Annotated in this window: 19 protein-coding genes; 16 read left to right on the top strand and 3 right to left on the bottom strand. The window is 36.0% G+C overall.

Going from position 1 to position 25,880, the window contains the following annotated elements:
* Positions 1–110: 110 nt before the first annotated feature.
* The 6 genes from ACNQF9_RS05660 (at position 111) to ACNQF9_RS05635 (ending at position 9,033) form a co-directional block, all read left to right on the top strand.
* A complete protein-coding gene (locus ACNQF9_RS05660) occupies positions 111–2,414 on the top strand; it encodes a glycoside hydrolase family 65 protein (RefSeq protein ID WP_417959260.1) in 2,304 nt (767 codons plus the stop codon).
* A 277-nt stretch (positions 2,415–2,691) separates the two neighbouring features.
* Positions 2,692–4,497: a glycoside hydrolase family 13 protein gene (locus ACNQF9_RS05655; RefSeq protein WP_417959258.1), complete on the top strand. Its 1,806-nt coding sequence runs from the start codon at positions 2,692–2,694 to the stop codon at positions 4,495–4,497.
* A 50-nt stretch (positions 4,498–4,547) separates the two neighbouring features.
* On the top strand, positions 4,548–6,206 hold the full coding sequence (locus tag ACNQF9_RS05650; protein WP_417989811.1) for an alpha-amylase family glycosyl hydrolase: 1,659 nt from the start codon (positions 4,548–4,550) through the stop codon (positions 6,204–6,206).
* A gap of 81 nt (positions 6,207–6,287) precedes the next feature.
* Positions 6,288–6,962: a glycerophosphodiester phosphodiesterase gene (locus tag ACNQF9_RS05645; RefSeq protein WP_417989810.1), complete on the top strand. Its 675-nt coding sequence runs from the start codon at positions 6,288–6,290 to the stop codon at positions 6,960–6,962.
* The gene (locus ACNQF9_RS05640; protein WP_417989809.1) at positions 6,959–8,167 is read left to right on the top strand and encodes a BaiN/RdsA family NAD(P)/FAD-dependent oxidoreductase; all 1,209 of its coding nucleotides are present in this window, start codon (positions 6,959–6,961) and stop codon (positions 8,165–8,167) included. The genes ACNQF9_RS05645 and ACNQF9_RS05640 overlap by 4 nt, the downstream gene beginning before the upstream one ends.
* 125 nt (positions 8,168–8,292) lie before the next feature.
* Positions 8,293–9,033 carry a hypothetical protein gene (locus ACNQF9_RS05635; protein ID WP_417989808.1) on the top strand — a complete coding sequence of 247 codons (741 nt, stop codon included), beginning with the start codon at positions 8,293–8,295 and terminating at the stop codon, positions 9,031–9,033.
* A gap of 373 nt (positions 9,034–9,406) precedes the next feature.
* Here ACNQF9_RS05635 and ACNQF9_RS05630 read toward each other — a convergent pair whose 3' ends face one another.
* Positions 9,407–9,736, bottom strand: a complete 330-nt coding sequence (locus ACNQF9_RS05630) for a DMT family transporter (RefSeq protein WP_417959253.1) — start codon at positions 9,734–9,736, stop codon at positions 9,407–9,409.
* 1 nt (position 9,737) lies between these two features.
* The gene (locus tag ACNQF9_RS05625) at positions 9,738–12,008 is read right to left on the bottom strand and encodes a cation:proton antiporter (RefSeq protein WP_417989807.1); all 2,271 of its coding nucleotides are present in this window, start codon (positions 12,006–12,008) and stop codon (positions 9,738–9,740) included.
* Positions 12,009–12,206: 198 nt separating this feature from the next.
* On the opposite strand from ACNQF9_RS05625, the gene ACNQF9_RS05620 reads away from it, so the two are divergent.
* The 4 genes from ACNQF9_RS05620 (at position 12,207) to ACNQF9_RS05605 (ending at position 19,194) form a co-directional block, all read left to right on the top strand.
* Entirely contained in the window at positions 12,207–14,624 is a 2,418-nt protein-coding gene (locus ACNQF9_RS05620; RefSeq protein ID WP_417989806.1) for an efflux RND transporter permease subunit, read from the top strand.
* 466 nt (positions 14,625–15,090) lie between these two features.
* On the top strand, positions 15,091–16,527 hold the full coding sequence (gene asnS, locus ACNQF9_RS05615; RefSeq protein WP_417989805.1) for an asparagine--tRNA ligase: 1,437 nt from the start codon (positions 15,091–15,093) through the stop codon (positions 16,525–16,527).
* A gap of 80 nt (positions 16,528–16,607) precedes the next feature.
* Positions 16,608–18,074: an RNA polymerase factor sigma-54 gene (gene rpoN / locus ACNQF9_RS05610; protein WP_417989804.1), complete on the top strand. Its 1,467-nt coding sequence runs from the start codon at positions 16,608–16,610 to the stop codon at positions 18,072–18,074.
* A gap of 211 nt (positions 18,075–18,285) precedes the next feature.
* Positions 18,286–19,194 carry a hypothetical protein gene (locus ACNQF9_RS05605; RefSeq protein WP_417959248.1) on the top strand — a complete coding sequence of 303 codons (909 nt, stop codon included), beginning with the start codon at positions 18,286–18,288 and terminating at the stop codon, positions 19,192–19,194.
* Positions 19,195–19,281: 87 nt separating this feature from the next.
* On the opposite strand, the gene ACNQF9_RS05600 is transcribed toward ACNQF9_RS05605, so the two are convergent.
* On the bottom strand, positions 19,282–19,872 hold the full coding sequence (locus ACNQF9_RS05600; protein ID WP_039108599.1) for a thymidine kinase: 591 nt from the start codon (positions 19,870–19,872) through the stop codon (positions 19,282–19,284).
* Between the two features lie 247 nt (positions 19,873–20,119).
* Here ACNQF9_RS05600 and ACNQF9_RS05595 point away from each other — a divergent pair, with 247 nt between their 5' ends.
* From ACNQF9_RS05595 to ACNQF9_RS05570, 6 genes are all read left to right on the top strand, one after another.
* On the top strand, positions 20,120–21,163 hold the full coding sequence (locus ACNQF9_RS05595; protein WP_417959247.1) for a hypothetical protein: 1,044 nt from the start codon (positions 20,120–20,122) through the stop codon (positions 21,161–21,163).
* A 76-nt stretch (positions 21,164–21,239) separates the two neighbouring features.
* Positions 21,240–21,953, top strand: a complete 714-nt coding sequence (gene rsmI / locus ACNQF9_RS05590; protein ID WP_417959246.1) for a 16S rRNA (cytidine(1402)-2'-O)-methyltransferase — start codon at positions 21,240–21,242, stop codon at positions 21,951–21,953.
* A gap of 14 nt (positions 21,954–21,967) precedes the next feature.
* Positions 21,968–22,312 carry a HopJ type III effector protein gene (locus ACNQF9_RS05585; protein ID WP_417959245.1) on the top strand — a complete coding sequence of 115 codons (345 nt, stop codon included), beginning with the start codon at positions 21,968–21,970 and terminating at the stop codon, positions 22,310–22,312.
* A 90-nt stretch (positions 22,313–22,402) separates the two neighbouring features.
* Positions 22,403–24,091 carry a single-stranded-DNA-specific exonuclease RecJ gene (gene recJ / locus ACNQF9_RS05580; RefSeq protein ID WP_417959244.1) on the top strand — a complete coding sequence of 563 codons (1,689 nt, stop codon included), beginning with the start codon at positions 22,403–22,405 and terminating at the stop codon, positions 24,089–24,091.
* A gap of 14 nt (positions 24,092–24,105) precedes the next feature.
* Positions 24,106–25,374 carry an MFS transporter gene (locus tag ACNQF9_RS05575; RefSeq protein ID WP_417989803.1) on the top strand — a complete coding sequence of 423 codons (1,269 nt, stop codon included), beginning with the start codon at positions 24,106–24,108 and terminating at the stop codon, positions 25,372–25,374.
* 147 nt (positions 25,375–25,521) lie between these two features.
* A complete protein-coding gene (locus ACNQF9_RS05570; protein ID WP_417959242.1) occupies positions 25,522–25,878 on the top strand; it encodes a hypothetical protein in 357 nt (118 codons plus the stop codon).
* The last annotated feature ends 2 nt before the right edge of the window (positions 25,879–25,880 follow it).

The raw sequence follows: 25,880 nt of genomic DNA, 5'->3' as shown, positions 1-25,880 counted from the left end.
TCAAAAAGAATTAAGAAACAAGATTCAAAAAAGTAAAAAAGAACAAAATTGGATCCGAATCACAACAATCTTTAAATTTTTAAATATATTGAATCTTTAAATTAGAAAAAATGAATCAAGATTATATAAAACCAGACAATTGGTCTATCATTGAAGAGGTATTTGATACCGAGAGCATAAAATCATCCGAAAGTCTTTTCAGTATTGGTAATGGTGCCATGGGACAGCGGGCTAATTTTGAAGAAAATTATACTGGAGCAACATTTCAGGGAAGTTATATTGCAGGAATCTATTATCCAGACAAGACTAAAGTAGGATGGTGGAAAAATGGATATCCAGAATATTTTGCTAAGGTTTTAAATGCTCCAAACTGGATTGGAATTGACATTGAAATCAACGGAGAAAAACTAGATTTGAACAACTGTTCAGCAGTCAATAATTTTCGCCGTGAACTGAATATGAAAGAAGGGTGGTACCATCGTTCTTTTGACGCGACTTTAAAAAACGGAACCGAAATTTCCGTAAATGTACGTCGTTTCCTTTCTTTGAACCTTGATGAAGTGGGCGTAATTAATTACGAAATCACACCCTTAAATAAAGATGCTAAAATAGTTTACAAACCCTATATCGATGCTGGGGTGACTAATGAAGATGCCAACTGGGAAGAAAAATTCTGGGAACCACTGGACGTCAAAAAGTCAGGAAATGAAGCTTTTGTAACGGCACAAACGTTCAAAACACATTTCAAAGTAACTACTTTTATGCAAAATAGCATTTTGAGCAATGGTGAAAAAACGGCTATTTCTCCCTCTAATATTGATGCAACTTCTGATAAAATTCAATTTAGTTACGATGTAATTGTGGCGCAAGGCCAAAAATCATCTATCCAGAAAATTGGTGGTTACACGGTTTCTTTAAACCATGAAAACACCATTGCTGCTGCGGAGAAAGTGATTCAATCCGCATTAGCATTAGGATACGAGAAAATGTTACAGGACCAGATCGATGCTTGGGCAAAAATTTGGGAGATGTCAGATATCACCATTGATGGCGATGTAAAAGCACAACAAGGAATCCGTTTCAATATTTTTCAATTGAATCAAACCTATTTAGGGAAAGACAGTCGATTGAATATTGGACCAAAAGGATTTACCGGAGAAAAATACGGAGGTTCTACTTATTGGGATACAGAAGCCTATTGCATTCCGTTTTACATGGCGACCAAAGATCAGGAAGTGGCTCGTAATTTATTGACCTACCGTTACAATCAATTGGACAAAGCCATTGAAAACGCTGCCAAATTAGGATTTACTAACGGAGCTGCTTTATATCCAATGGTAACAATGAACGGTGAAGAATGCCATAACGAATGGGAAATTACTTTTGAAGAAATTCATAGAAACGGAGCCATCGCATTTGCTATTTACAACTTCTACAGATACACTGGTGATTACAGTTACATTCCTGAAAAAGGACTGGAAGTATTAATAGGAATTGCGCGTTTTTGGCATCAAAGAGCCAATTTTTCGACTCATTTAAACCAATATGTGATTCTTGGCGTTACAGGTCCAAACGAATACGAGAACAATGTAAACAATAATTTCTACACGAATTATATTGCAAAATGGTGTCTGGAATATACCTACGAACAAATTCAGAAAGTATCTCTGGAATATCCTTCGGATCACAAAAGAATTACGGAAAAAGTAAAGATTTCGGATTCCGAATTACAATCTTGGAAAAAAGTTTCGGATAATATGTATTTCCCATTTTCGGAAGAACATAATGTATACTTACAACAAGACGGTTTCTTGGACAAAGAATTAGTTCGCGTAGCCGATTTGGACAAAAGCCAAAGACCCATCAATCAAAAATGGTCTTGGGACCGAATTTTACGTTCGCCTTACATCAAACAAGCCGATGTTTTGCAGTGCTTCTATTTCTTTGAAGATCATTTTTCGAAAGAAGAACTGAAAAATAATTTTGAGTTTTACGAATCTTTTACCGTTCACGAAAGTTCACTTTCGCCTTGTGTACACTCGATCCAGGCCGCTTTATTAGACAAAATGGATATGGCGTACACGTTCTATTTGAGAACTTCCCGTCTTGATTTAGATGATTACAATAAAGAAGTGGAAGAAGGCTGTCACATTACATCGATGGCAGGAACTTGGATGAGTATCGTGGAAGGTTTTGGCGGAATGAGAATTAAAGAAGATACGCTTCATTTTTCTCCAAAAATTCCAAAAGAATGGGAAGGATACTCGTTTAAAATTAATTTCAGAAATCAAATTTTGAAATTAGCGATTAATCATACGGAAACAACTTTTTCAATTGATGGTACCAAAGAATTGAACATCATAGTAAATGGTCAGCCTATAGTTGTTAAGTCTGAAAATTTAGTTACTATATAATAAACAATTGCTAGAACTTGTAGTTAATTCTATCATTTGAACCCTAGCCTAGTCAGGCTTATTAACAATCCCAATAAACATTGGGATTGTTTACTTGATAACACCACGTAGCAGTATTTTTGTATTGTTCCAAACAATAATTCCTTGAAAAGCACATCGACTTTATTTTAATATTGTTTAAAAATTTAATAAAATGTATTTCACAATGAATAAAATTATTCCTTTACCGTTCCTAAATAAGAGCTTTTTAAAAAAAACAACCTTATTCCTTTTTTTTATGTCTTTCACTATAAACGCTCAAATAGATAAAATTGAACCTCCCTTTTGGTATGCAGGAATGCAAAATCCAGAGCTGCAAATTTTATTTTATGGCAAAGACATAGCGCAATATCAAGTGACTGTTTCCAATGGAATAAAAATAACCAATGTAAAAAGAACGGAAAATTCCAATTACATTTTTGTTACCATTGACACCAAAAAAGTGGCGGTATCAGATTTCGTTTTTACTTTTAAAAACAACAACAAAGAAACATTCACACAAAAATATAGCTTGCGCCAAAGAAGAGAAAACTCCGCGCAACGCAAAAGCTTTGACTCTTCGGATATGATGTATTTATTGATGCCGGATCGCTTTGCTAATGGAAACAGAAATAATGACAGTGGGGACGCTACCAAAGAAAAATACAATAGAGAATTACCCGGCGGAAGACATGGTGGTGATATTGAAGGAATTATAAAAAATTTAGATTACATTTCTTCACTTGGCGCAACAACCATATGGAGTACACCGCTTTGCGAAGATAATGACGCTGCTTTTTCGTATCACACGTATGGTCAATCCGACGTTTACAAAATAGATCCCCGCTATGGTACCAATGCTGATTATGTTCGATTGGCTGCCGAAATGCACAAAAGAGACCTTAAACTGGTGATGGATTATGTGACGAATCACTGGGGCATTGAACACTGGATGATGAAAGATTTACCTACAAAAGAATGGATCAATCAATTTGACACATATACCCAAACCAATCACAAAAGAACGGTGATTCATGACACTAATGCTTCAGAAATTGATAAAAAAATCACAATTGACGGCTGGTTTGTTCCATCAATGCCCGATTTAAATTTGAAAAATCCTTTGACTTTAAAGTACCTGATTCAAAATGCGATCTGGTGGATTGAATATGCTGATTTGGACGGTTTTAGAGTAGACACTTATAATTATTCAGATCCTAAAGGCATTGCCAAATGGACCAAATCGGTAACGGATGAATACCCAAATTTTAATATTGTTGGGGAAGTATGGATGCAAAGTCAAGCGCAAATGGCCTATTGGCAAAAAGACAGTAAAATAGCTCAAATTCAAAATTATAACTCGTATTTACCAAGTGTAATGGATTTTACATTATATGAGGCGACCACTAAAGTTTTCAATGAAGATGAAGGTACATGGGACAAAGGAATGGCGAAATTGTATGACAATTTTACGAATGATTTTCTGTATCCAAACATCAATAACATCTTGATTTTTGTCGAAAATCATGATACCAATAGGATCAATCAAACCTACGGAAACGACATTAGAAAATACAAAATGGCAATGACTTTGATGGCTACCCTTCGTGGAATTCCACAATTGTATTACGGAAGCGAAATAGGTATGGCCGGTGATAAAAACAAAGGGGATGCTGCTATTCGTCAAGATTTCCCTGGCGGTTGGGAAGGCGATCAAAATAATGCGTTCATCAAGGAAGGAAGAACTCCGGGACAAAGCGACTATTTTGATTTTACTTCTAAATTATTTAATTGGAGAAAAACAAAAGCGGCGATTCATTATGGAAAAATGACACATTATATCCCGGAGAATAATGCCTACGTTTATTTTAGATACAATTCCGATGAAACGATTATGGTTCTAATGAACAACAGCAATGAAACCAAAACTATAAATACACATCGTTTCAAAGAAAACATAAAAGACTTTAAAACAGGAAAAGACGTGATTTCTGAACTTACATTTGACGTTACAAACGAAATTATAATAGAACCTAAGTCAGTTTTGATTTTAGAGCTAAAGTAATTTGAATCCTATCAAACAGCTAAGAAACCAAATCATTTAATGCTAAAAAAATGAAAAAATATTCAATCCCACTTTTACTATTAACCATGACAATAATAAGCAGTTGCTCCAGTACACAAACCGTTGCCGAGAGTACCAAAACGCCTTTCGTTTGGGAAGGAGCGAATGTTTATTTTCTAATGACGGACCGTTTTAATAATGGGGATACTTCCAATGATATAAACTTCAACAGGACCAAAACAACCGGAAAACTTCGTGGTTTTGAAGGTGGCGATATCAAAGGAATTTCTCAAAAAATTGACGAAGGCTATTTTGATAAATTAGGAATAAATGCCATTTGGTTTACACCAGTAGTGGAACAAATTCACGATGCCGTTGATGAAGGAACGGGTTTGAGTTATGCTTTTCATGGATATTGGGCAAGAGATTGGACGAACTTAGATCCTAACTTTGGAACCAAAGAAGATTTGGCTGCATTAGTTCAAAAAGCACACGCGCATGGAATTCGAATCATTCTTGATGGCGTCATCAATCATACCGGTCCCGTAACTCCCGAAGATACCGTTTGGCCAAATGATTGGGTGCGAACAGGACCAAATTGCGATTATAAATCGTTTGAAAACACAACCGCTTGTACGCTGGTTTCTAATCTTCCGGATATAAAAACAGAAAGCAATCAAAATGTGGAATTGCCTCCTTTTTTAATCGAAAAATGGAAAAAAGAAGGACGATACGAACAAGAAACTAAAGAATTGGATGCGTTTTTTGCACGTACCGGTTATCCAAGAGCACCAAAATATTACATCATCAAATGGTTGACGGATTATATTGTAGATTACGGAATTGATGGTTACCGAGGTGACACCGTAAAACACACGGATGAAACCGTTTGGGCCGATTTTAAAACCCAGTGTGATTATGCTTTTAAAAATTGGAAGAAAAACAATCCAACAAAAGTTTTAGACAACAATACTTTTTACACGATTGCTGAAGTGTACAATTATGGCATCAGCGGCGGACAAGATTTTGATTTTGGAGACAAAAAAATAAACTATTTTAAAAATGGTTTCAACAATATGATCAATTTCGAATTCAAATGGGATGCACAAAAAGACTACGAATTTATATTCTCCAAATATTCAAACAAGCTGAACAACGAACTAAAAGGATACAGTGTCTTGAACTATTTATCCTCGCATGACGATGGTGGACCATTTGATGCACAACGCACCAAAACCATAGAAAGCGGAACAAAATTATTACTGAGCCCTGGACTTTCTCAAGTGTATTATGGAGATGAAAGTGCCCGTTCCTTAGTTATTGAAGGAACGCAAGGCGATGCAACATTACGTTCCTTTATGAATTGGGAGGCTATCAAATCAAATCCTGAAACTCAAAAAACACTGTTGCATTGGCAAAAATTAGGTCAATTCAGAAAAAATCATCCTTCAATAGGTGCGGGAATTCACATGCAAATTTCGGCTCAACCGTATGTTTTTAGCAGAACTTTCTCTAAAGGAGATTTTACAGATAAAGTAGTTGTTGGATTGGATTTGGTAATTGGTACAAAAGAACTTGCTGTTGATTCAATTTTCGCAGACGGCACATCATTAAAAGATGCCTATTCTGGAAAAGAAGCAATTGTTTCCAATGGAAAAGTGACAATCAATACTGAATTCGATATTGTTTTATTAGAATTGAAAAAATAATTTTTAAAATATTTTAATCCAAACGCCTTTAGAAATGAAGGCGTTTTTTTTATGTTTACCTTTACCAAAAAACAAGAGGCAATGCTCAAAATTGGACATCGTGGCGCAAAAGGATATGAACCCGAGAATACCTTTGTTTCGTTCCAAAAAGCACTAGACATGCAAGTGGACGGCATTGAACTTGACGTGCATTTGAGTGCTGATGGCGAAATAATCGTTATCCATGACGAAACTATTGACCGAACGACCAATGGAAAAGGTTTTGTAAGTGCATTATCTTTGCGTGAATTGAAGGCTTTTCAAATTGAAGGCAATGAAATTCCAACACTAAGAGAGGTTTTTGATTTGGTTAACCAAGATTGTTTTATCAATATTGAACTCAAAAGCTATGAAGTAACAGATAAAGTGGTTTCACTGATTGAAAAGTATGTCTCTAAAAAAGGCTGGAAATACGAACGATTTTTAATTTCCAGTTTTGATTGGAACGCGTTGCAACAAGTGGCGTTTTTAAATGATAAAATTCCCATTGGCGTTTTAACGGAAACCGACTTAGACTTGGCTTTGGCTTTCGCCAAATTCATTCAGGCAAAATCCATTCATCCAAATTTTCATTTATTGACAAAAGAAAACACGGCAAAAATACAGGAAAAAGGATTACAAGTTTTTCCTTGGACCATCAATGAATTAGAAGACATTCAAAGAATAAAAACCTTCAACGTAAACGGAATTATCACTGATTTCCCAAATAGAATATGAACCAGAATTTCGATATAATAATAGTAGGCGGTGGCGCGGCAGGTTTTTTTACAGCGATTAATATTGTGGAGAAAAATCCAAAACTGAAAGTTGCAATTTTAGAACGTGGTACAGAAGTGCTGAATAAAGTTCGTATTTCTGGTGGTGGAAGATGCAACGTAACGCACGCTTGTTTTGAACCGAACGAATTAGTGAAGTTTTATCCGCGTGGCGAAAAAGAATTGCGAGGCCCATTTCATCAGTTTTGTTCTGGTGATACGATTGAATGGTTCGAAAAACATGGCGTAGAACTCAAAATCGAAGCAGACGGACGCATGTTTCCCGTTTCGAATTCCTCACAAACGATTATTGATTGTTTCCTGAAAGCCACACAAAAACTGGGAATTGCAGTACTTACGGGACAAAGTGTGCAATCTATTTTCAAGAAAGAAAATGAATGGAAAATTGAAACCCAAACTGAAAATTATCTTGCCGAAAAGCTAATTTTAGCCACAGGCAGTAATCCTAAAGTATGGGAAATGTTACAGAATTTTGGACACGCAGTTATTAGCCCAGTTCCTTCCCTATTCACTTTTAACATCAAAGATACCAGAATAAAAGAATTACCCGGAGTTGCGGCACAAGTGACTGTAAAAGTAAAGGATACCAAACTCAGCTCAACAGGACCGTTGTTAATTACCCATTGGGGAATGAGCGGACCTGCGATTTTGAAACTTTCCGCTTGGGGTGCCCGAATCTTGCATGACAAAAATTATCAGTTTACCATTTTCGTAAATTGGTTGAATGAGGAAGACACTGCTGATGTCGAGAAAAAGCTAAAAGACTTAAAACAAGAACACGCTAAAAAATCAGTTTCTAAAAAATCCCCTTTCGAATTAACCAATCGATTATGGGAAAGTTTGGTGCTCGCTTCCGGAATTGAAGTGGAAACCAAATGGGCCGATTTGTCTAAGTTACAATTACAAGATCTTGCGAATCAATTGACGAATGGGACTTTTCAAGTGAATGGAAAAAGCACGTTTAAAGAAGAATTTGTGACGGCAGGTGGCATTGATTTAAAAGAAATTAACTTCAAAACAATGGAAAGCAAATTGCATGAAAACCTTTATTTTGCTGGAGAAATCGTGAATATTGATGCCATTACCGGTGGATTTAATTTCCAGAATGCGTGGACAAGCGGATTTATTGTGGCAAATGCAGTTTAGACCAAAGTCATTACAGTATAAAAACTTTAATTAAGAGAACTTTAGTTTTTGATTAACATCAATTTATTATTCCATTTTCATTTTCACCAAATGATTTGAATATGTTTGTAATCAAAATATTACGAATGATTAAAAACTACTTTTTTGTTTTCTTACTTTTTTTTGTACTTCAATCTGGTTTCTCACAAACCGAAAAATTAATTCACGGGAAAGTTTTACACCAAGAATTTCCAGTAGAAAAAGTTGAGGTTGCTAATTTTAGTTCTAAAAAAATCACCCTTACTAATGCATCAGGTGAATTTTCTATTTGGGCAAAATCGGGTGACGAACTCATTTTTATTTCGAAAAATCATGATGTCAAAAAATTTGTTTTAGATGAAAGGACCATTAGCAAAAACAACCTCTTCATTTTATTAATCTTAAAAGCGGAACAATTAGAAGAAGTGGTAATTACAAAAATACCAGCTATAAAATTAAGTACAGATAAAGCGTATGAACAAGGCAAACTTGATAAACTCGCCCTAGAGAAAGCCGCAAGAGCTTTGAAAAATCCTGGAGTTTACCAAGGAACTATCGAAAATGGAATGGATTTAATGCGAATTGGCGGAATGATTTTAGGACTATTCAAAAAAGAAAAAGAGGAAGTTCCAGAAAATGAGCCACAAATTGAATTCAAACAATTGGCAAGAAGCTGCTGTGATGAAAAATTTTATCTTCAAACTTTAAAACTAAAACCAGATGAAATAGCGCTTTTCCTCGAATTTTGTGATGCAGATCCAAAATCAAAAGTAGTCCTCGAAAGCAACAATGTATTAAGTGTAATGGATTTTTTGCTTTCGAAAAATATTGAATTTAAAAAACTGTAACCTATAACTACCGATTCAACCACCAAATACTTCCATTTAAAACGGCGGAAAATTCCATAATGAAACACATCAACTTTTAGTTGCGAAAGAAACTTAAATTTTGAAGGTATAATTCTCTTTCAAAAACTAATAAAAACCAATTCTATTGATAGACTGCCCTCAAAAGTTTAAATAAATTTATAAATAACTTTGATAATAATACAAGAGCTAAAGCATAAAAAAGTAAAGTTGTAATATTTACACAAAAAAACTTAAGGCAAATGGACTTTAATTGATAAAATTTACTGTTATGTATTACGTTAACTCTAGTCAATCAGAAATATAAAAAATCTCAAAAAATTCTAATTCTCTTTCAAATCCTATTAAAAATCTTTTAATGACTTGAAACAAATTTGAGTCCGATAATAGAACTGATCAAAGTGGTGATAAAGAAAATCCTCCAGAAATCAGCCGGCTCTTTAAAAACAAATATTCCAACTAGTACGGTTCCTACTGCTCCAATTCCAGTCCAAACCGCATAAGCCGTTCCGATAGGCAAAGTTTGTGTAGCTTTGTAAAGCAATACCATACTTATTGTCAAGCAAATTAAAAATCCGCCCAACCACAAGGTTGCTGTCATACCAGTACTTTCTTTGGCTTTACCCAAACAAGTTGCAAAACCCACTTCAAAAAGTCCCCCTATAATTAATAAAATCCAGTTCATGTTAATGCTTTAAAATTAATACTGAAGGAACACCACTCAACCAACTGCTTCTGGAATCTACCAGTTGTTTCCAACTTTCCAAGCTTATTAGCATTAAATCCTGATGGTCCAAAAATTCTATTTTAATAGCTTCATCAGTAATTAAACCTATGTTATTAGGGTATTTTTGTTCTAAAGAATCAATAGCACTTTTCATCACAAAATTAGTTTCTACATGACCATTTACGTCCAAAATAATAATTTTAGAATTGTTATTGTAAATCAATTTTTGCACATAATCAATCAAAAAGGAATCTTCAGGACTGAAAATTGGAATAAAAACATGGTTTACATGCTGTAAATCTTTGTCTATCAAAATTCCTATTGGCATCTTGGTTTTAGAAATAATCTGTCTGGTTCTTTCGTCAAAAGGGGAGTTTTCAAACAACCCTTCTTTTCCGGTAAACTTATCAATCAATCGATCCGGATTGATGATTCTAGTTGTAAAACCAATTACTTTTCCAAGAATGGTACCTTCAAATATTGATTTTCCCAGGCCTATAAGCAATAAATCGTAATCCCCTTGGTTGGCAACTTCTGCAATTTCGGTCTCAATATCAAGTGTAGCTTTGAAAATGGTCGTAATGTCCTGATTCAACAGTTGTGATTCTTCTACAATTGGATAAAAACTATTTTTTTCTTTATCTTCCATATTAAAAGTATGCACCTCATCACTTAAAGATAAATGCATCACCGTAATACTGGATTGGCCTTTTTGTTTCTTTATAAAACTGTTCGCTAACCGCAATAAGGATTTCCCCTTTTCATTGTTGCCAAACGAAATTAGAATTCGGTATTTATTGTGGTTTGTTGGCTCTACAATTTCAATACCATCTTTTGTTTTAAAGATATAATTGATTAAATCTAAAGCGGGTCCCGTCATAAAAGTAGTGACCAAAGCCATGATGACCATCATGGTAAACACTTCAGGAGTCAAAACTTTGAGTTCTAAGCCTATATTTAAAACGATCAATTCCATCAGTCCTCGAGTATTCATCAAGGCGCCAATCGTCAAACTGTCACGCCAACTCTGGCCTACAAATTTTGCTGCTAATGCACTTCCTAAAAATTTTCCGACTACCGCCACTAAAATAATAAAACCGGTAACTTTCCACAAATACGGATCATTAAGAAGACCAATTTCAGTTTTTAAACCCGTGAATACAAAAAACAAAGGGAGTAACAGAATCAAGGCAACATCTTCTACTTTTTCAATGAATATTGTTCTTAATTTAGGGACATCCGGCATAATTGCACCTGCCATAAACGCACCAAACAACGCGTGAATACCGATAACCTCCGTTGCATAGGATGACAAAATCAATACCAGAAAAAAGATTGCCACAACCGGTTTTACAATACTGTCTTTAGAACCATATAAATCGCCAATTCGTTTCAAAAATGGTTTCACAATAAAAATCATGGCAACAACATAAAGTACTGCCAGCATAATAATATACAACGAACTCACAAAAGTCCCTGCTTTTACAATTGCAATTACTACCGCCAAAATACACCAAGCAGTAATATCATCGGCAGCAGCACACGTAATCACTATAGAACCTAATTTAGTTTTATGAATTCCTCTTTCCTGAACGATTCTGGCTAATACCGGAAAAGCAGTAATACTTAACGCAATTCCCATAAACAAACTAAAAGCTAAAAACGTAACTCCCTCAGGGGCAAACCGATTGTACACAAAATAAGCCAGACCAATCCCGAGTGCAAAAGGGATTACTATACTGGCGTGACTAATTACTACCGCTTCATTGGCTTTGTTTTTCAGCACTTTCAAATCGAGTTCCATGCCGATAACAAACATAAAAAGAATCAATCCTATCTGACTTAAAAATTTTAAATTTCCTAACGATTCAACAGGAAATAAAGCGCTGGAGAACTCCGGAAAATACAATCCCAGTAAAGAGGGTCCAAGCACAATACCCGCAATAATTTCGCCTATTACGGATGGCTGTCCAATTTTTTTGAAAACCCATCCAAAAAAACGGGCAACAAGAATTATTGTAATTATTTGTGCTAAAAGTATAGCCAACGGATCCTGAAAATTATGTTGCATAGAAGCTAAAAAATCATTCCAAGAACCATTGCCGCTCTCTGGCGAAACTATTGTTTCTGTTGCTTCTAAGTTTTTCCCTTTGGTTATAATCCAGTACATTAATGCAATAAAACCGCCAGTAACACTCAAATAAAATATTGTGTTTTTATAATTCTTCATATTAGTTTTTATATTGACTTTCCCTTCTTTCAAGAAACAAAGATGAGAAAATCAAATGTATAATTTATATGCCACAAAATTATTTTATTGTAAAATATAATATAGTAGAAATTGCCTCATCAACTTAACAAAAAGTTTAACTCAAAACAAATGATTTCTAGCGGTTTTGACTACCTTTGCGGCTGTTAAATATGAAATATGATCAAGTGGTTCAGTTTGGGATTTTGGGAATTAATTGCTCGAATTGTCCTTAGAAATAGAGTTTTAATGTTATCCATAATTATAGCGATAACAGCTATTTTAGCACTGCAGTGGAAAAACATTCACTTCGCGTTTACCGAAGCCAATTTATTACCAGATGACAATATTGTAAATATTGAGTACAACGCCTTTTTAAATAAATTTGGGGAAGAAGGAAATCTAGTCATCATCGGGGTAAAAGATAATGCCATATTTACTCCAAAAGCATATGCTTCGTGGAGTAAACTGATGAACACCCTCAAGGATGACAAGGCGGTAGATTTAGTTATTTCGTTAAATGACTTAAAGAAATTACAAAAAAACGATTCGCTGGAAACCTTCGAATTAGTGCCTTTTGTTGACCAAAGTAAAACCGTTGACCAAGCCTATCTTCAAAAGATTAAAAAGGAACTCTTCAATGATTTGCCTTTTTATGAAGGATTGCTTTTCAATAAAAGATCCGGATGCATTCGCTCTGCCGTTTACATGGATAAAAAAATTGTAAACACGGCAGCCCGAAAAGATTTTATCCTAGATAAATTAGTTCCCGCAGTCGAAACATTCGAAAAAGAAACCGGAATCGACCTACGTGTTTCCGGAATGCCTTATATACGGACGCTAAATGCAAAAACCGTCACTGATGAAATAAGCATCTTCATTGGAGCCTCATTATTAATCACCTCATTGCTTTTCTTTTTCTTTTTTAGAAGTTTCAGGGCGACGTTAATATCAATGATTATTGTCATTATTGGGGTAATGTGGTCTTTCGGGTTTTTAGGATTATTGAACTACGAAATCACGGTTTTAACCGCTTTAGTTCCATCTTTAATCATCGTTATTGGAATCCCGAATTGCATTTTCTTGACCAATAAATACCATCAGGAATATAAAATTCACCACAATAAAGCCAAAGCATTACAGCGTGTCACCACCAAAGTAGGAATGGCAACCTTGATGACGAATCTTACCACGGCTATAGGTTTTGCTACGTTTGTGGCTTCTAACAACCAATTATTATTAGAGTTTGGGGTCGTGACTTCCATCAATATTATGGCACTTTTCTTTTTGTGTATCATTGTCATCCCTATTTTTCACAGTTATATTCCGGCTCCAAAAGAGCGCCACATTGAGCACCTCGACCGCAATTACGTTACCGTTTTCATGGATTGGATTCTGAGAAACGTAAAACACAATCGCTTTTCCATTTATGTCGTTTCGGTTATTCTTTTAGTGATTAGTATCGTAGGCATCTATGAAATGCGCATTTCAGGTAGTTTGATAGAAGACATGCCTAAAAAAGAAGCCTTTTTTGAAGACATTGTTTTCTTCGAAAAAGAATTTGACGGGGTGATGCCGCTGGAAATAATGATTGACACCAAACGCAAAAAAGGAGTCATGAAATTGTCTACGCTTAGGCGAATGGATGAACTGGAGGAAACTATTGATGAAATCCCTGAATTATCAAAACCCATTTCGATTGTCAATTTAGTTAAATATTCCAAGCAAGCCTATTATAACGGAAATCCGGACTATTATGAATTGCCTACTTCGCAAGAACAGTCCTTTATTTTGTCGTATGCTAAAAATGCCACAAAAAACTCAAAAGATAATCTGATGAAAAGCTACGTGGATTCGACTGGACAATTTGCCCGAATCACCACTTTTATGCGCGATGAAAACGGTGATAATATTGCCAAAATTGAAGCTGAAATCCGTAAAAAAGCAGCTAGAATTTTCCCTGCTGATCAATACAAAGTCACCATCACCGGAAAAGCACTGGTTTTCCAGAAAGGAACTGGTTACCTGCTGGACAATTTGCTTTCATCGCTGGCTTTCGCCTTTTTCTTAACCGCGCTTTTGATTGGTTTTATGTTCCGTTCGTTCAAAATGGTGTTGGTTTCTATCATCCCAAATTTATTGCCGTTAATGCTAACCGCAGGAATAATGGGCTTTCTGGATATTCCGCTGAAACCGTCAACGATATTGGTTTTCGGAATTGCATTTGGTCTTTCTGTGGATGATACTGTTCGATTCCTGTCGCAATACCGTGAGGAATTAAAGAAAAACAACTGGAAAATACGCAAATCAGTTTATGCCACATTTACGGATGCCGGCTTGAGTATGTTCTATACTTCTATCGTGTTGTTCTTTGGATTTTCGGTATTTATGTTGTCCAGTTTTGGAGGAACGATTGCACTTGGCGGTCTGATTTCACTGACATTATTATTCGGGATGCTGTCTAATTTGATGTTACTGCCGGCTTTGGTATTGACCTTAAACAAAACACTGGCCAACGAACAGGATTTCATCGAACCCAAAATTGACATCATTGAACCTAGTGATGCTGAAATTGACGAGTTAGAGAAAAATAAGTAGCAGTATTTGGAGCTTTTTCGCGCTATTCGTTACAATCTTCCTGTTTTTTAAAGAAAAAAACAGGAAGGATTTCCACTCCTATCGGGGCTAGGGAATTGTGGAAATTAGAAACTTTTTTTTTCAAAACTTACCCGACAACTTGTAATTTCGGCAATAGAGAAAACTTACATATAGGAGCTGAACCTAGCGCGATTTTTCCTTCGTAGAAATGACAAAAAAGAAATAGAATAACAAAACGATGCAGGAAATTCACCCTAATATTTCTGAAAAATTCTAAATATTGCCATTCGTTTAGCCCCGATAGTAGCGGCATCCTTTTGCTTTTTCCTTTAAAAAGCAAAAGATATAGCGAATAGCGGGAAATAGCTCCTGAATACCCTATTTCTCACAATGACAATTACAAACAAATCCTTTATATTTGCAGTTCGATAAGAAGACACTATTTAATATCAATTATACACATAAAATGAGACATACAAAAGTTAAAGACTTACTAAACAGCACTACAACGCTTCATGAAGTGAATGCAAAAGGATGGGTGAGAACTTTTAGAAACAATCAATTTATTGCCTTAAACGATGGCTCGACCATTGATAATATACAGTGTGTGGTCGATTTTGAGAACACGCCAGATGAAACCTTGAAGCGAATTACGACTGGAGCAGCCATCTCAGTAACGGGAACTTTGGTGGAAAGTAAAGGTGCTGGACAAAAATTTGAAATTCAGGTCGCTCAACTGGAAATCCTTGGAGATTCAGATGCAGAGAAATTCCCGATACAACCTAAAAATAAACCGAGCTTGGATTTCTTGCGTGAAAATGCGCATTTAAGAGTGCGTACCAATATGTTTGGAGCGATTATGAGAGTACGTTCAGTATTGTCATTTGCCGTTCACAGTTATTTTCAGGAGAAAGGTTTTGTGTATGTAAATACGCCAATCATCACGGGTTCGGATGCCGAAGGTGCGGGTGAAATGTTTAAAGTGACCGCTTTGCCATTTGACGGAACGCCAAGAACCGAAGACGGAAAAGTGAATTATAAAGAAGATTTCTTCGGGAAAGAGACGAACCTTACGGTTTCGGGACAATTGGAAGGAGAAACTTTTGCCATGGCTTTGGGTCAGATTTATACTTTTGGACCAACCTTCAGAGCCGAAAACTCCAATACTTCACGACACCTTGCGGAATTTTGGATGATTGAGCCAGAAGTGGCATTCAATGATTTAAATGACAACATGGATCTAGCCGAAGATTTTATTCAATATGTAATCAAATATACATTGGACAAATGTCCGGAAGATTTGAAATTCCTGGAAACACGATTGTTAGATGAAGAGAAATCGAAACCAGTTGCGGAGAGAAGCGAAATGGCTTTACTTGACAAATTAAACTTTGTTTTGGAAAACAATTTCAAACGTGTTTCATACACGGAAGCAATTGATATTTTAAGAGATTGCACGCCAAATAAAAAGAAAAAATTCAACTATATCATCAACGAATGGGGTGCTGATTTACAATCAGAGCACGAGCGTTACTTGGTGGAAAAACACTTTAAATGTCCGGTAATCTTGTTTGATTATCCGGCAAATATCAAAGCATTTTACATGCGTTTGAACGAAGACGGAAAAACGGTTCGCGCAATGGATATCCTTTTCCCGGGAATTGGAGAAATCGTTGGCGGTTCACAAAGAGAAGAGCGTTTTGATGTTTTGGTCGAAAAAATGAAAGCCTTAGGAATTGATGAAGAAGAATTGTGGTGGTATCTTGATACCCGAAGATTCGGATCTGCTGTTCACTCCGGTTTCGGTCTTGGATTTGAAAGATTGGTATTGTTTGTAACTGGTATGACAAACATTCGGGACGTAATTCCTTTTCCAAGAACCCCAATGAATGCGGAATTTTAATAAAAAGTTGATTTGTGGATTTGGTTATTTGTGGATTCGATGCCAAATAACCAAATAAACGAATACCCAAATAAACTAACATGCTAAAGCAATTCTTAAATTTAAAATTATCACAGAAATTATCTCCTCAACAAATTCAGTTGATGAAGTTAATTCAATTGCCTACGCAAGCTTTCGAACAACGTTTATTGGAAGAAATGAACGAAAATCCAGCTTTGGAGGCCGGAAAAGAAGAAGAGGATTATGAAAAGGATGAGTTCGAAAACGAAGATTATGATGATTATGATGATTCGGAATCGGATAGAATTGAAGCCGAAGACATCAACATTGACGAATATTTAAGCAACGATGAAACTCCGGATTATAAAACACAGGCCAACAATTACAGTGATGACGATGAAGATCGCGAAACACCTTTTGCCGCACCAGTAAGTTTTCATCAAGATTTAATCAATCAATTGAATACCTTTATTCTCAATGATGAAGAACGCGAAATCGCTGAGTTTTTAGTAGGAAGTATTGATGACATGGGGTACATACGTCGCAGTGTTCCTGATATGGTAGACGACATGGCATTTACCCAAGGAGTCTATACCGATGAAAAAATGGTAGAAAAAATGCTGCAGGTCATCCATGAACTGGAACCATCAGGCGTTGGCGCACGAGATCTACAGGAATGTTTGTTGTTGCAATTAAAACATAAAACACCAACCGAATCTGTGGAATTAGCGACAGATATTATCGAAAACCAGTTTGATGCGTTTACCAAAAAACATTACGATAAGCTGCTACAAAAATACAATGTTTCCAATGAGCAACTAAAAAAAGCCATTCATGAAATAGAAAAACTGAATCCAAAACCAGGTGGTTCTTTTACCGGAAATAACAAAGTGACGGAAAATGTAGTGCCTGATTTTGCCATCCGTATTGTAGATGGCGAGCTGGAACTGACCTTAAACGGACGAAATGCTCCTTCGCTGCACGTTTCTAAAGAGTACCAGGAAATGATGCAAACCTACAAGGATTCCCGTGATAAATCTACACAGCAGAAAGATGCGGTACAGTTTATAAAACAAAAACTGGATTCGGCCAAATGGTTTATCGATGCGATACGCCAACGTCAGGAAACGCTTTTTGTAACCATGAATGCAATTATGCATTATCAGGAAGAATTTTTCCTGGATGGAGATGAAACCAAGTTAAAACCAATGATCTTAAAAGATATTGCCGATATGGTAGGTCTTGATATTTCGACGATTTCACGCGTGGCCAACAGCAAATATGTGGAAACGCCTTATGGCACGAAACTAATTAAAGAATTCTTCTCGGAAGCGATGAAAAATGACCAAGGGGAAGATGTTTCTACACTGGAAATCAAGAAAATACTTCAGAATACGATTGAGGAAGAAGACAAGAAAAAACCACTTCCAGACGACCAATTGGCGGAAATCCTTAAAGAAAAAGGCTATCCAATTGCAAGAAGAACGATTGCAAAATACAGGGAACAACTCGATATTCCGGTGGCGAGAATGAGAAAGAAAATGTAATCTGGAATTTAAAATACTAAAAAGGGGAAATTTGTTTTGAAACAAGTTTCCCCTTTTTTTATGGAGCAAAATTGCTGATTTACAGGGTGTTAAATATCACTAAATGTAGGTATTGTGTAGGGAATTGAAAATATAGATATTGCAAATTACGGTTTAAGAATAACTACAATACTAATATTCAATAGTGCTCAACTAAAAAATCAAAAAAAGCATGAAAATAATAAAAAAGAGAGTTAGAAATATCGAAAATTACTTATCAACAGTTAGAGATAAAGAAGAATTCCATATTGCGTTTTTAGATTTTGACAATAATATTAATAAATTAAATCAAATCGGATTCACTAACAATTTAAATATTGGAGAACAAGTTTTACCCATAATTTCAGGTCCAATTTCAAGGTTTAACTCTAATGGAAAACAAAATATTAGGCGAGATTTACCTAAAGAGGAAATTTTTATTGAGAGATATTGGAATAGACGAGATTACCAAGGCAATGAACATCCTGAATATTACTATATTAGAAGAGAAAGATATCCAAGAGAATTAGTTCCACCACCTTGTGAAGAATTATTAATACATTCTTATAATGATACCAAAATAATTGTTTCAAAATCATTTATTAAAAATGAGGCGAATTTGTCAGACATAAAACATACTTTAAATCTTTTTCTTGAAATTTTTGGAGAATGCGACTTGCTAAGAGAAAACTACGCACCTTTTTTATATGAAAATGTAACAAGATTAAACTGGAAAATTTTTCCAAGAGGAGAATATCCTTGGGAAACAGTGAGAGAAATTGCAACCGAAAGAATAGAAAGACAACCAAGAGGAAATAGACCCGTAATAAGTAATAGGTTAGAAAAAATAACATCTCACATTCCAAATTTTGTTGCAGTTGGTCAGGGTGGTTTCTATGATTATGTTGTATTCGGTTTCCCTGTAAAAAATATATTTATTTTAGAAAGCATCAAAAATGGTAATGCAACATATGTTTTCGACAAAAATTGGGAACAATTATCACAAATGACAAAAGCAGATATTTTAAACAATCAATTACAAATCGAAAGAATATTTCATAAACCTGGATGGGAAACAAGAGTAAATGAAATTTTGAATTAAAAATTATCTTTGAATCTATAGCAAACTAGTCAAAGAAAGTCCGGTGAATTCCAAAAATCAGCCGGACTTTTACTTTTATAATAAATTCTACTTCTCCTGATCTTTCCGCATCGCATGATAATACGCAGCACGACTCAACGGCTCGTACTCTTCGGTTTCGCCTAACATAACCAGTTTATCATTATCGGTTTTACGGAAACTGTAATTTGCCAGATTTCCGGTGCGTGTACATACGGCGTGCACTTTAGTCACATACTCGGCTGTAGCCATTAATGCGGGCATGGGACCAAAAGGATTTCCTTTGAAATCCATATCCAATCCGGCCACAATGACACGAATTCCCTGATTAGCCAAATCGTTGCAAATTTTAACAATTTCGTCATCAAAAAATTGTGCCTCATCAATGCCTACCACATCGCAACCTTGCGCCAAAATAGCAATATTTGCGGCAGCAGGAACTGGCGTAGAACGAATTTCATTAGCATCGTGTGACACCACCATATCATCATGATAGCGTGTGTCAATTTCTGGTTTGAAAATCTCTACTTTTTGCTTGGCAAACTGCGCTCTTTTCAGACGACGGATCAATTCCTCGGTTTTACCCGAAAACATAGAGCCACAAATGACTTCGATCCAACCAAATTGCTCTTTATGATTTACTGTATTTTCGAGAAACATTTTGTATTTTTCTGGCTTAAAAAATGAATAGTTTTTATTACTTTGTAATAGACAAACCGACTTAAAAATTGTATACTTTTACGTCGTTCCAAAAGTATAAAATATATATCAAATCGGAGATTTGCGAGCACTTATTTAAAAAAATAAAAAACGCGTTCACAAAGATTCCCATTTCTGGAGGTGATATAAAAAGAAATACAAAAACGCACTAAAAAGACCTGCCTAACCCCCTATAATTTCAACAGTTATGAAAAAAAAATTGGAAGCCGATTTAATCAGCATTGCACACAGAATTTTACAGCTAAAAAATAAATCTGATATCAATCAATTATATCTGGAAACGCAGAAATTATACGAAAAACTTTCTGTCTTGCGATTTGTAGAAGACCATTTCAGTGAAGCAAAACCAACAATTGGCATTCAGGAAATTAGCAGCCAAATTGAAACTATTTTTAACAAAACAGAATCGGTTGAACCGGAAGCAGAAAAAGCAATCGAAGCAACTGTTACCAAAGAAATCATTGGAACTCCCTTGGAACAAACGAAAGAAACGACTCCTTCAACAGAACAAGAACCAGTTGCTATGGAAGAAGAAATAGAAACTGAGGAAATTCCTTTAGAAGAAATAATTACCGAGAAAACTATTGAAACGCCTTTGAAGCAAACTGAAGCAATACTTTTGGAGAGCGATAAAGAAGAAGAAACAGCAGTCGAGAAAGAAATAGTTCCTACTACGGAAATGAAAGTGGAAGACAAAACATCAGAACCTGAAACTCCTTTTGAACCTGCTTTTGAATTATCCCAAGAAAAGGAAGTACAGACGGAGTTAGAAGTCCCAAAGAAAACGGAAGCTGTTCAAATCTCTTTTGAAGATTTATTAGGAGGGAATTATCATGACACTTTTTTTGTAAAAAAACAACAGGTAGACAATATCCCGACGGCCATTGTAATTGAAACTCCAAAAGAAGTCATACAACCGCAAGAACAAAACCCTGAAACTGCACAAACAGTACCAACCGAAAAAGCAGAACCAAAAATAGTTTCGCTAAATGAAAAATTAGCCAAAGGAATCAACATCGATTTAAACGATCGCCTTGCTTTTATAAAACATCTTTTTGGCAACAGTAGCGAGGATTACAACCGTGTGTTGAATCAGCTCATCACATTTGACACATTTTATGAAACAAGAGATTTCATTCAGGAAATGGTCAAACCAGATTACAACAACTGGGAAGGGAAACAAGAATATGAGGAACGCTTTATGGATATTATAGAGAAAAAATTCTTGTAAATTTCTTTGAACTTTTCTAAATATGCCTTTCAACGAATACAAATTTAACCTGAAATTTGTATTTAATTATTTATCTATGTCAAAATTATACATTGTTCCTACGCCCATCGGCAATCTCGAAGACATGACTTTTCGAGCCATTCGGATTCTTAAAGAAGTCGATTTGATTCTTGCAGAAGACACCCGTACGAGCGGAAAATTGTTGAAGCATTTTGAGATCGGCACGCACATGTACAGCCATCACATGCACAACGAACACAAAACCATTGAGAATTTAATTTCGAGGTTGAAAGCCGGAGAAAATATCGCTTTGATATCAGATGCGGGAACTCCTGCGATTTCTGATCCTGGCTTTTTATTGACTCGCGCTTGTGTTGAAAACGGAATCGATGTGGAATGTTTGCCAGGCGCCACGGCGTTTGTTCCAGCATTAGTCAACAGTGGTTTACCCAATGACAAATTTGTTTTCGAAGGTTTTTTGCCTGACAAAAAAGGACGCCAAACCCGATACTTAGCATTAGCGGAAGAAACAAGAACAATGATTTTATATGTTTCTCCCCATAAATTAGTAAAAACTTTAGCAGAATTCATTACCTATTTTGGCGAAGACCGTCAAATATCCGTTTCTCGAGAATTATCCAAATTGCACGAAGAGAATATTCGCGGGACCGTGAAAGAAGTGGTCGCTCATTTTGATAAAATAGCGCCAAGAGGGGAAATAGTCGTTGTGATCAGTGGAAAAATAATCACTAAAGAACCTAAAAAAAGTAAATTTTCAGAAGAAGAATAACCCATAAAAATACCATGAATTTAGAATCCTTTTTAGAAAAATTAAAGCAGACACCAGAATCTATCACTTTTATAGAAACCATCGCAACAATTGAAGAAAACTACGACTTTACTCCAACGGCGTTTGAAAACGGTTTGCAACACAATGCGGCTGGAGAAAATTCAGGATCTTGCAAGTTGTTTGCTTTCGCTGAAATTCAAAACCTACCAGAAGCAGCGACATTAGCCTGTTTTGGAGCCTATTATCACGAAGATGTTTTAAAAAATCCAAACGGAACAGATCATCAAAACATTCGCAATTTCATGAAAACCGGATGGGATGGAATTGCATTTTACGGAAGTGCTTTAGTATTGAAATAAAATAGCTAAACCGCTCATTCGCCAATGAACGGTTATTGCTTTTTAGAGTTACTAAAATCCTATTTTCAAAATCGAAAATCCTAAATTAATATGCGTTGGACCCTAAAACCAAAACCTTCTGAAGATACCGTTCAACATTTAGCGAAAGCATTAAATGTAGAAGATTTTGTGGCCACATTATTAGTACAACGCGGCATTGAAACTTTTGAAGATGCCAAACGGTTTTTTCGTCCGAGCTTAGATGATTTACATGATCCATATCTAATGAAAGATATGGAAAAAGCAGTTTCTAGAATCGAAAAAGCAATTGAAAATGAGGAAAATATTCTTGTTTTTGGCGATTATGATGTCGATGGAACCACTGCAGTTTCACTCGTCTCTTCCTATTTAAAAACCTATTACCCAAACGTGGCGACATACATTCCGGATCGCTATGATGAAGGTTATGGGATTTCATTTAAGGGAATTGACTTTGCTGATGACAATGGATTTTCACTCATCATTGCTTTGGATTGCGGTATAAAATCCATAGATCATGTGGCTTACGCCAAAGCGCGACATATTGATTTTATCATCTGCGACCACCACAGACCGGGAGATTTTTTACCAGAAGCCGTTGCCGTTCTCGACCCGAAACGAGACGATTGCAACTATCCTTATGATGAATTGTGTGGTTGTGGAATAGGTTTCAAATTGATTCAAGCTTTGGCCATCAATCGAAACCAGACCATCGAGGATTTGATTCCGTATCTGGATTTAGTTTCGGCTGCCATTGCTGCTGATATCGTTCCGATGACCGGAGAAAATCGGGTGCTGGCTTATTTTGGATTGCAAGTCATCAACACCGACCCAAGACCGGGAATCAAAGCAATAATTCACCAAATCAAAAAACAAATTTTAGACATTACCGATGTTGTTTTCATCATCGCACCCAGAATAAACGCTGCCGGACGCATCAAACACGGGAATCATGCGGTAGAATTATTAACCGAATTTGATTTTGAGCAAGCCAAACAATTTGCTTCCGAAATTGAAGCGTATAATTCAGAACGAAAGGATTTAGACAAATTAATCACCAAAGAAGCCTTACAACAAATTGAAACCAATCAAGAGAAAGAACGGTTTACTTCGGTAGTTTTTCAGGAAGATTGGCACAAAGGTGTTATTGGAATTGTCGCTTCCCGATTGATTGAAACGTATTATCGACCAACCCTTGTTTTTACAAAAAGTGGCGATAAATACGCGGCTTCGGCACGTTCTGTAAAAGGATTTGATGTGTATAATGCACTCGAAGCCTGTACGGAATATTTGGAGCAATTTGGTGGACACATGTATGCGGCCGGAATGACTTTAGCGGCAGAAAATTATCAGATCTTCAAAAACGCTTTCGAAAAAGAAGTCGAAAGAACCATTCATCCGGATATGTTGACACCAGAAATTGCGGTTGATGCCGAAATTGATTTTGCTGACATTACGCCCAAATTAATCCGAATCTTGAAACAATTTGAACCGTACGGACCACAAAATATGACTCCCATTTTCCTGACCAAAAACATCAAAGACACCGGTTATGGGAAGCCTCTTGGACAAGACGACGAACATTTAAAACTTTTTGTCAAACAAAACAACTCCGAAGGTATCGCAGCAATTGGTTTTAATTTGGGGAGTAAAATCGAATTGACTGCCCATCAAAAACCTTTTGAAGCCGTGTACTGCATCGATGAAAACGAATGGAAAGGGAAATTAAGTGTACAACTGCGATTAAGAGATCTTAAATAATAGATTACGATTATATGAAAAAGAAGGATCCGTATTCTGCACTGCGTTTTAAAGAATTTAATATTTTTTTGTTATTGCGTTTTGCCATGGTATTTGGCTGGTCCATGCAGTTTATCGTCATTGAATGGGAAGTCTACAGTTTGACCAAAAATCCATTATCGCTAGGAATCATTGGGTTAATGGAAGTCATTCCGGCAATATCGATGGCACTATTTGCTGGGCATATTGTCGATCAAAAAGAGAAAAAAGGATTGCTTTTCAAATGCATTTTAGGGTTTTCAGTCATCAGTTTAGGTTTGTTTTTATTTACGTGGCCTCCTTTTATAAAAGATTTTGCTACCCAAACTATTTTATATTCCATTTACTTTTTCGTGTTTTTAGGAGGGTTGGTGCGTGCTTTTCTTGGCCCGACGATATTTTCTCTTTTGGCACTGATTGTCCCTAAAAAAGAATATCCTAATGCTGCTACGTGGAGCAGTTCGGTTTGGCAAATAAGTTCGGTTTTAGGCCCTGCAGTAGCTGGTTTCTCGATCAATTGGATTGGCGTTCATTGGTCAATGTCCATCGTTTTGGGTTGTTCGCTACTTGCGTTAACCGCTTTAACCCAGATTGCAACGAAACCAATTTTAAATCCAAAGATTGGGGAACCCATTATGGAAAGTTTAAAGGAAGGTGTAAAGTTTGTTTTCAATAATAAAACGATTTTAGGCGCCTTATCACTGGATATGATTGCCGTCCTTTTTGGAGGAGCTGTAGCGTTGTTACCCATTTTCGCACAAGACATTTTGAAAGTAGGGCCACAGGGATTTGGTGTTTTGAGAGCCGCTCCGGCAGTTGGTGCTTTTTTGATGCTAATAATCTCCGCTTATATTCCTTTTACCAAAAATGCCGGTATGAAACTGCTGTCGGCAGTTTTTGCGTTTGGTATTTGTATTATTGTTTTTGGACTTTCGTCTATTTTTTGGTTATCCGTTGCAGCTTTGTTTTTAAGCGGTGTTTTCGATGGGATTTCGGTGGTGATACGCCAAACTATTTTGCAATTGAAGACTCCCGATCACATGCGAGGACGTGTTGCCGCAGTCAATTCTATTTTTGTAGGTTCTTCTAATGAATTGGGTGCTTTTGAAAGCGGATTAACCGCAAAACTGATGGGAACTGTTAGCGCAGTGGTCTTTGGTGGAAGCATGACACTGATCACCGTATTACTTACCGGAGCCGTTTCGCCTACTTTTAGAAAACTGGACTTGCAAAAAGACATTGAGGAACACGAAAAGAGCGAATAATAAATAGATTTAAAAAAGAATACACTTCCTGTAACCATATAGTAAAATAATCTCAAGATTACTTACCGACTTTTTTATATCTTTTTTATGTTTTATTATTTAGAATAAATATAAATAATACGTATTTTTGTTTCAAACTGATGACAGATGCAAGAAATAAAACAAATATATCATAACAATTTAGGCACAGCTTTCTACTGGAGAAAGGATAATGATGTGGTACTAGACAAAGTCCAACTAGTTTTTAGAGAAACGGGTTTTTATTTTACCCAACAGGAATTACAACTATTTAAGCGCTGTATTGAGGACAGTTATATCCAAAATAAATGTTGCGACGATTGTGAACTAAAAAATAAATGCCATAAATTTTTACTAAAAACACCTTGCTCCCAAATTGATTTGGCCGTTTCGATGGAAGAATTAGACGCCGTAAAAGACTTGGTGGAAGGGACTTTGTTTAAAATAAATCTGGATGCTTATTTGTACGGAGAGGGAATGAATTAGGG

The sequence above is a fragment of the Flavobacterium amylolyticum genome, assembly GCF_048284335.1.
Classification (GTDB): Bacteria; Bacteroidota; Bacteroidia; order Flavobacteriales; family Flavobacteriaceae; genus Flavobacterium.
This window is presented reverse-complemented; position numbering and strand designations above follow the sequence as displayed.

What these genes read in the sequence shown, in the direction of transcription:
- ACNQF9_RS05620 (WP_417989806.1), top strand. Translation starts at nt 12,207, where the DNA reads ATGATCAAGTGGTTCAGTTTGGGATTTTGGGAATTAATTGCTCGAATT.
- ACNQF9_RS05595 (WP_417959247.1), top strand. Translation starts at nt 20,120, where the DNA reads ATGAAAAAAAAATTGGAAGCCGATTTAATCAGCATTGCACACAGAATT.
- asnS (WP_417989805.1), top strand. Translation starts at nt 15,091, where the DNA reads ATGAGACATACAAAAGTTAAAGACTTACTAAACAGCACTACAACGCTT.
- ACNQF9_RS05645 (WP_417989810.1), top strand. Translation starts at nt 6,288, where the DNA reads ATGCTCAAAATTGGACATCGTGGCGCAAAAGGATATGAACCCGAGAAT.
- recJ (WP_417959244.1), top strand. Translation starts at nt 22,403, where the DNA reads ATGCGTTGGACCCTAAAACCAAAACCTTCTGAAGATACCGTTCAACAT.
- ACNQF9_RS05635 (WP_417989808.1), top strand. Translation starts at nt 8,293, where the DNA reads ATGATTAAAAACTACTTTTTTGTTTTCTTACTTTTTTTTGTACTTCAA.
- rsmI (WP_417959246.1), top strand. Translation starts at nt 21,240, where the DNA reads ATGTCAAAATTATACATTGTTCCTACGCCCATCGGCAATCTCGAAGAC.
- ACNQF9_RS05585 (WP_417959245.1), top strand. Translation starts at nt 21,968, where the DNA reads ATGAATTTAGAATCCTTTTTAGAAAAATTAAAGCAGACACCAGAATCT.
- rpoN (WP_417989804.1), top strand. Translation starts at nt 16,608, where the DNA reads ATGCTAAAGCAATTCTTAAATTTAAAATTATCACAGAAATTATCTCCT.
- ACNQF9_RS05640 (WP_417989809.1), top strand. Translation starts at nt 6,959, where the DNA reads ATGAACCAGAATTTCGATATAATAATAGTAGGCGGTGGCGCGGCAGGT.
- ACNQF9_RS05655 (WP_417959258.1), top strand. Translation starts at nt 2,692, where the DNA reads ATGTCTTTCACTATAAACGCTCAAATAGATAAAATTGAACCTCCCTTT.
- ACNQF9_RS05660 (WP_417959260.1), top strand. Translation starts at nt 111, where the DNA reads ATGAATCAAGATTATATAAAACCAGACAATTGGTCTATCATTGAAGAG.
- ACNQF9_RS05630 (WP_417959253.1), bottom strand. Translation starts at nt 9,736, where the DNA reads ATGAACTGGATTTTATTAATTATAGGGGGACTTTTTGAAGTGGGTTTT.
- ACNQF9_RS05650 (WP_417989811.1), top strand. Translation starts at nt 4,548, where the DNA reads ATGAAAAAATATTCAATCCCACTTTTACTATTAACCATGACAATAATA.
- ACNQF9_RS05605 (WP_417959248.1), top strand. Translation starts at nt 18,286, where the DNA reads ATGAAAATAATAAAAAAGAGAGTTAGAAATATCGAAAATTACTTATCA.
- ACNQF9_RS05570 (WP_417959242.1), top strand. Translation starts at nt 25,522, where the DNA reads ATGCAAGAAATAAAACAAATATATCATAACAATTTAGGCACAGCTTTC.
- ACNQF9_RS05600 (WP_039108599.1), bottom strand. Translation starts at nt 19,872, where the DNA reads ATGTTTCTCGAAAATACAGTAAATCATAAAGAGCAATTTGGTTGGATC.
- ACNQF9_RS05625 (WP_417989807.1), bottom strand. Translation starts at nt 12,008, where the DNA reads ATGAAGAATTATAAAAACACAATATTTTATTTGAGTGTTACTGGCGGT.
- ACNQF9_RS05575 (WP_417989803.1), top strand. Translation starts at nt 24,106, where the DNA reads ATGAAAAAGAAGGATCCGTATTCTGCACTGCGTTTTAAAGAATTTAAT.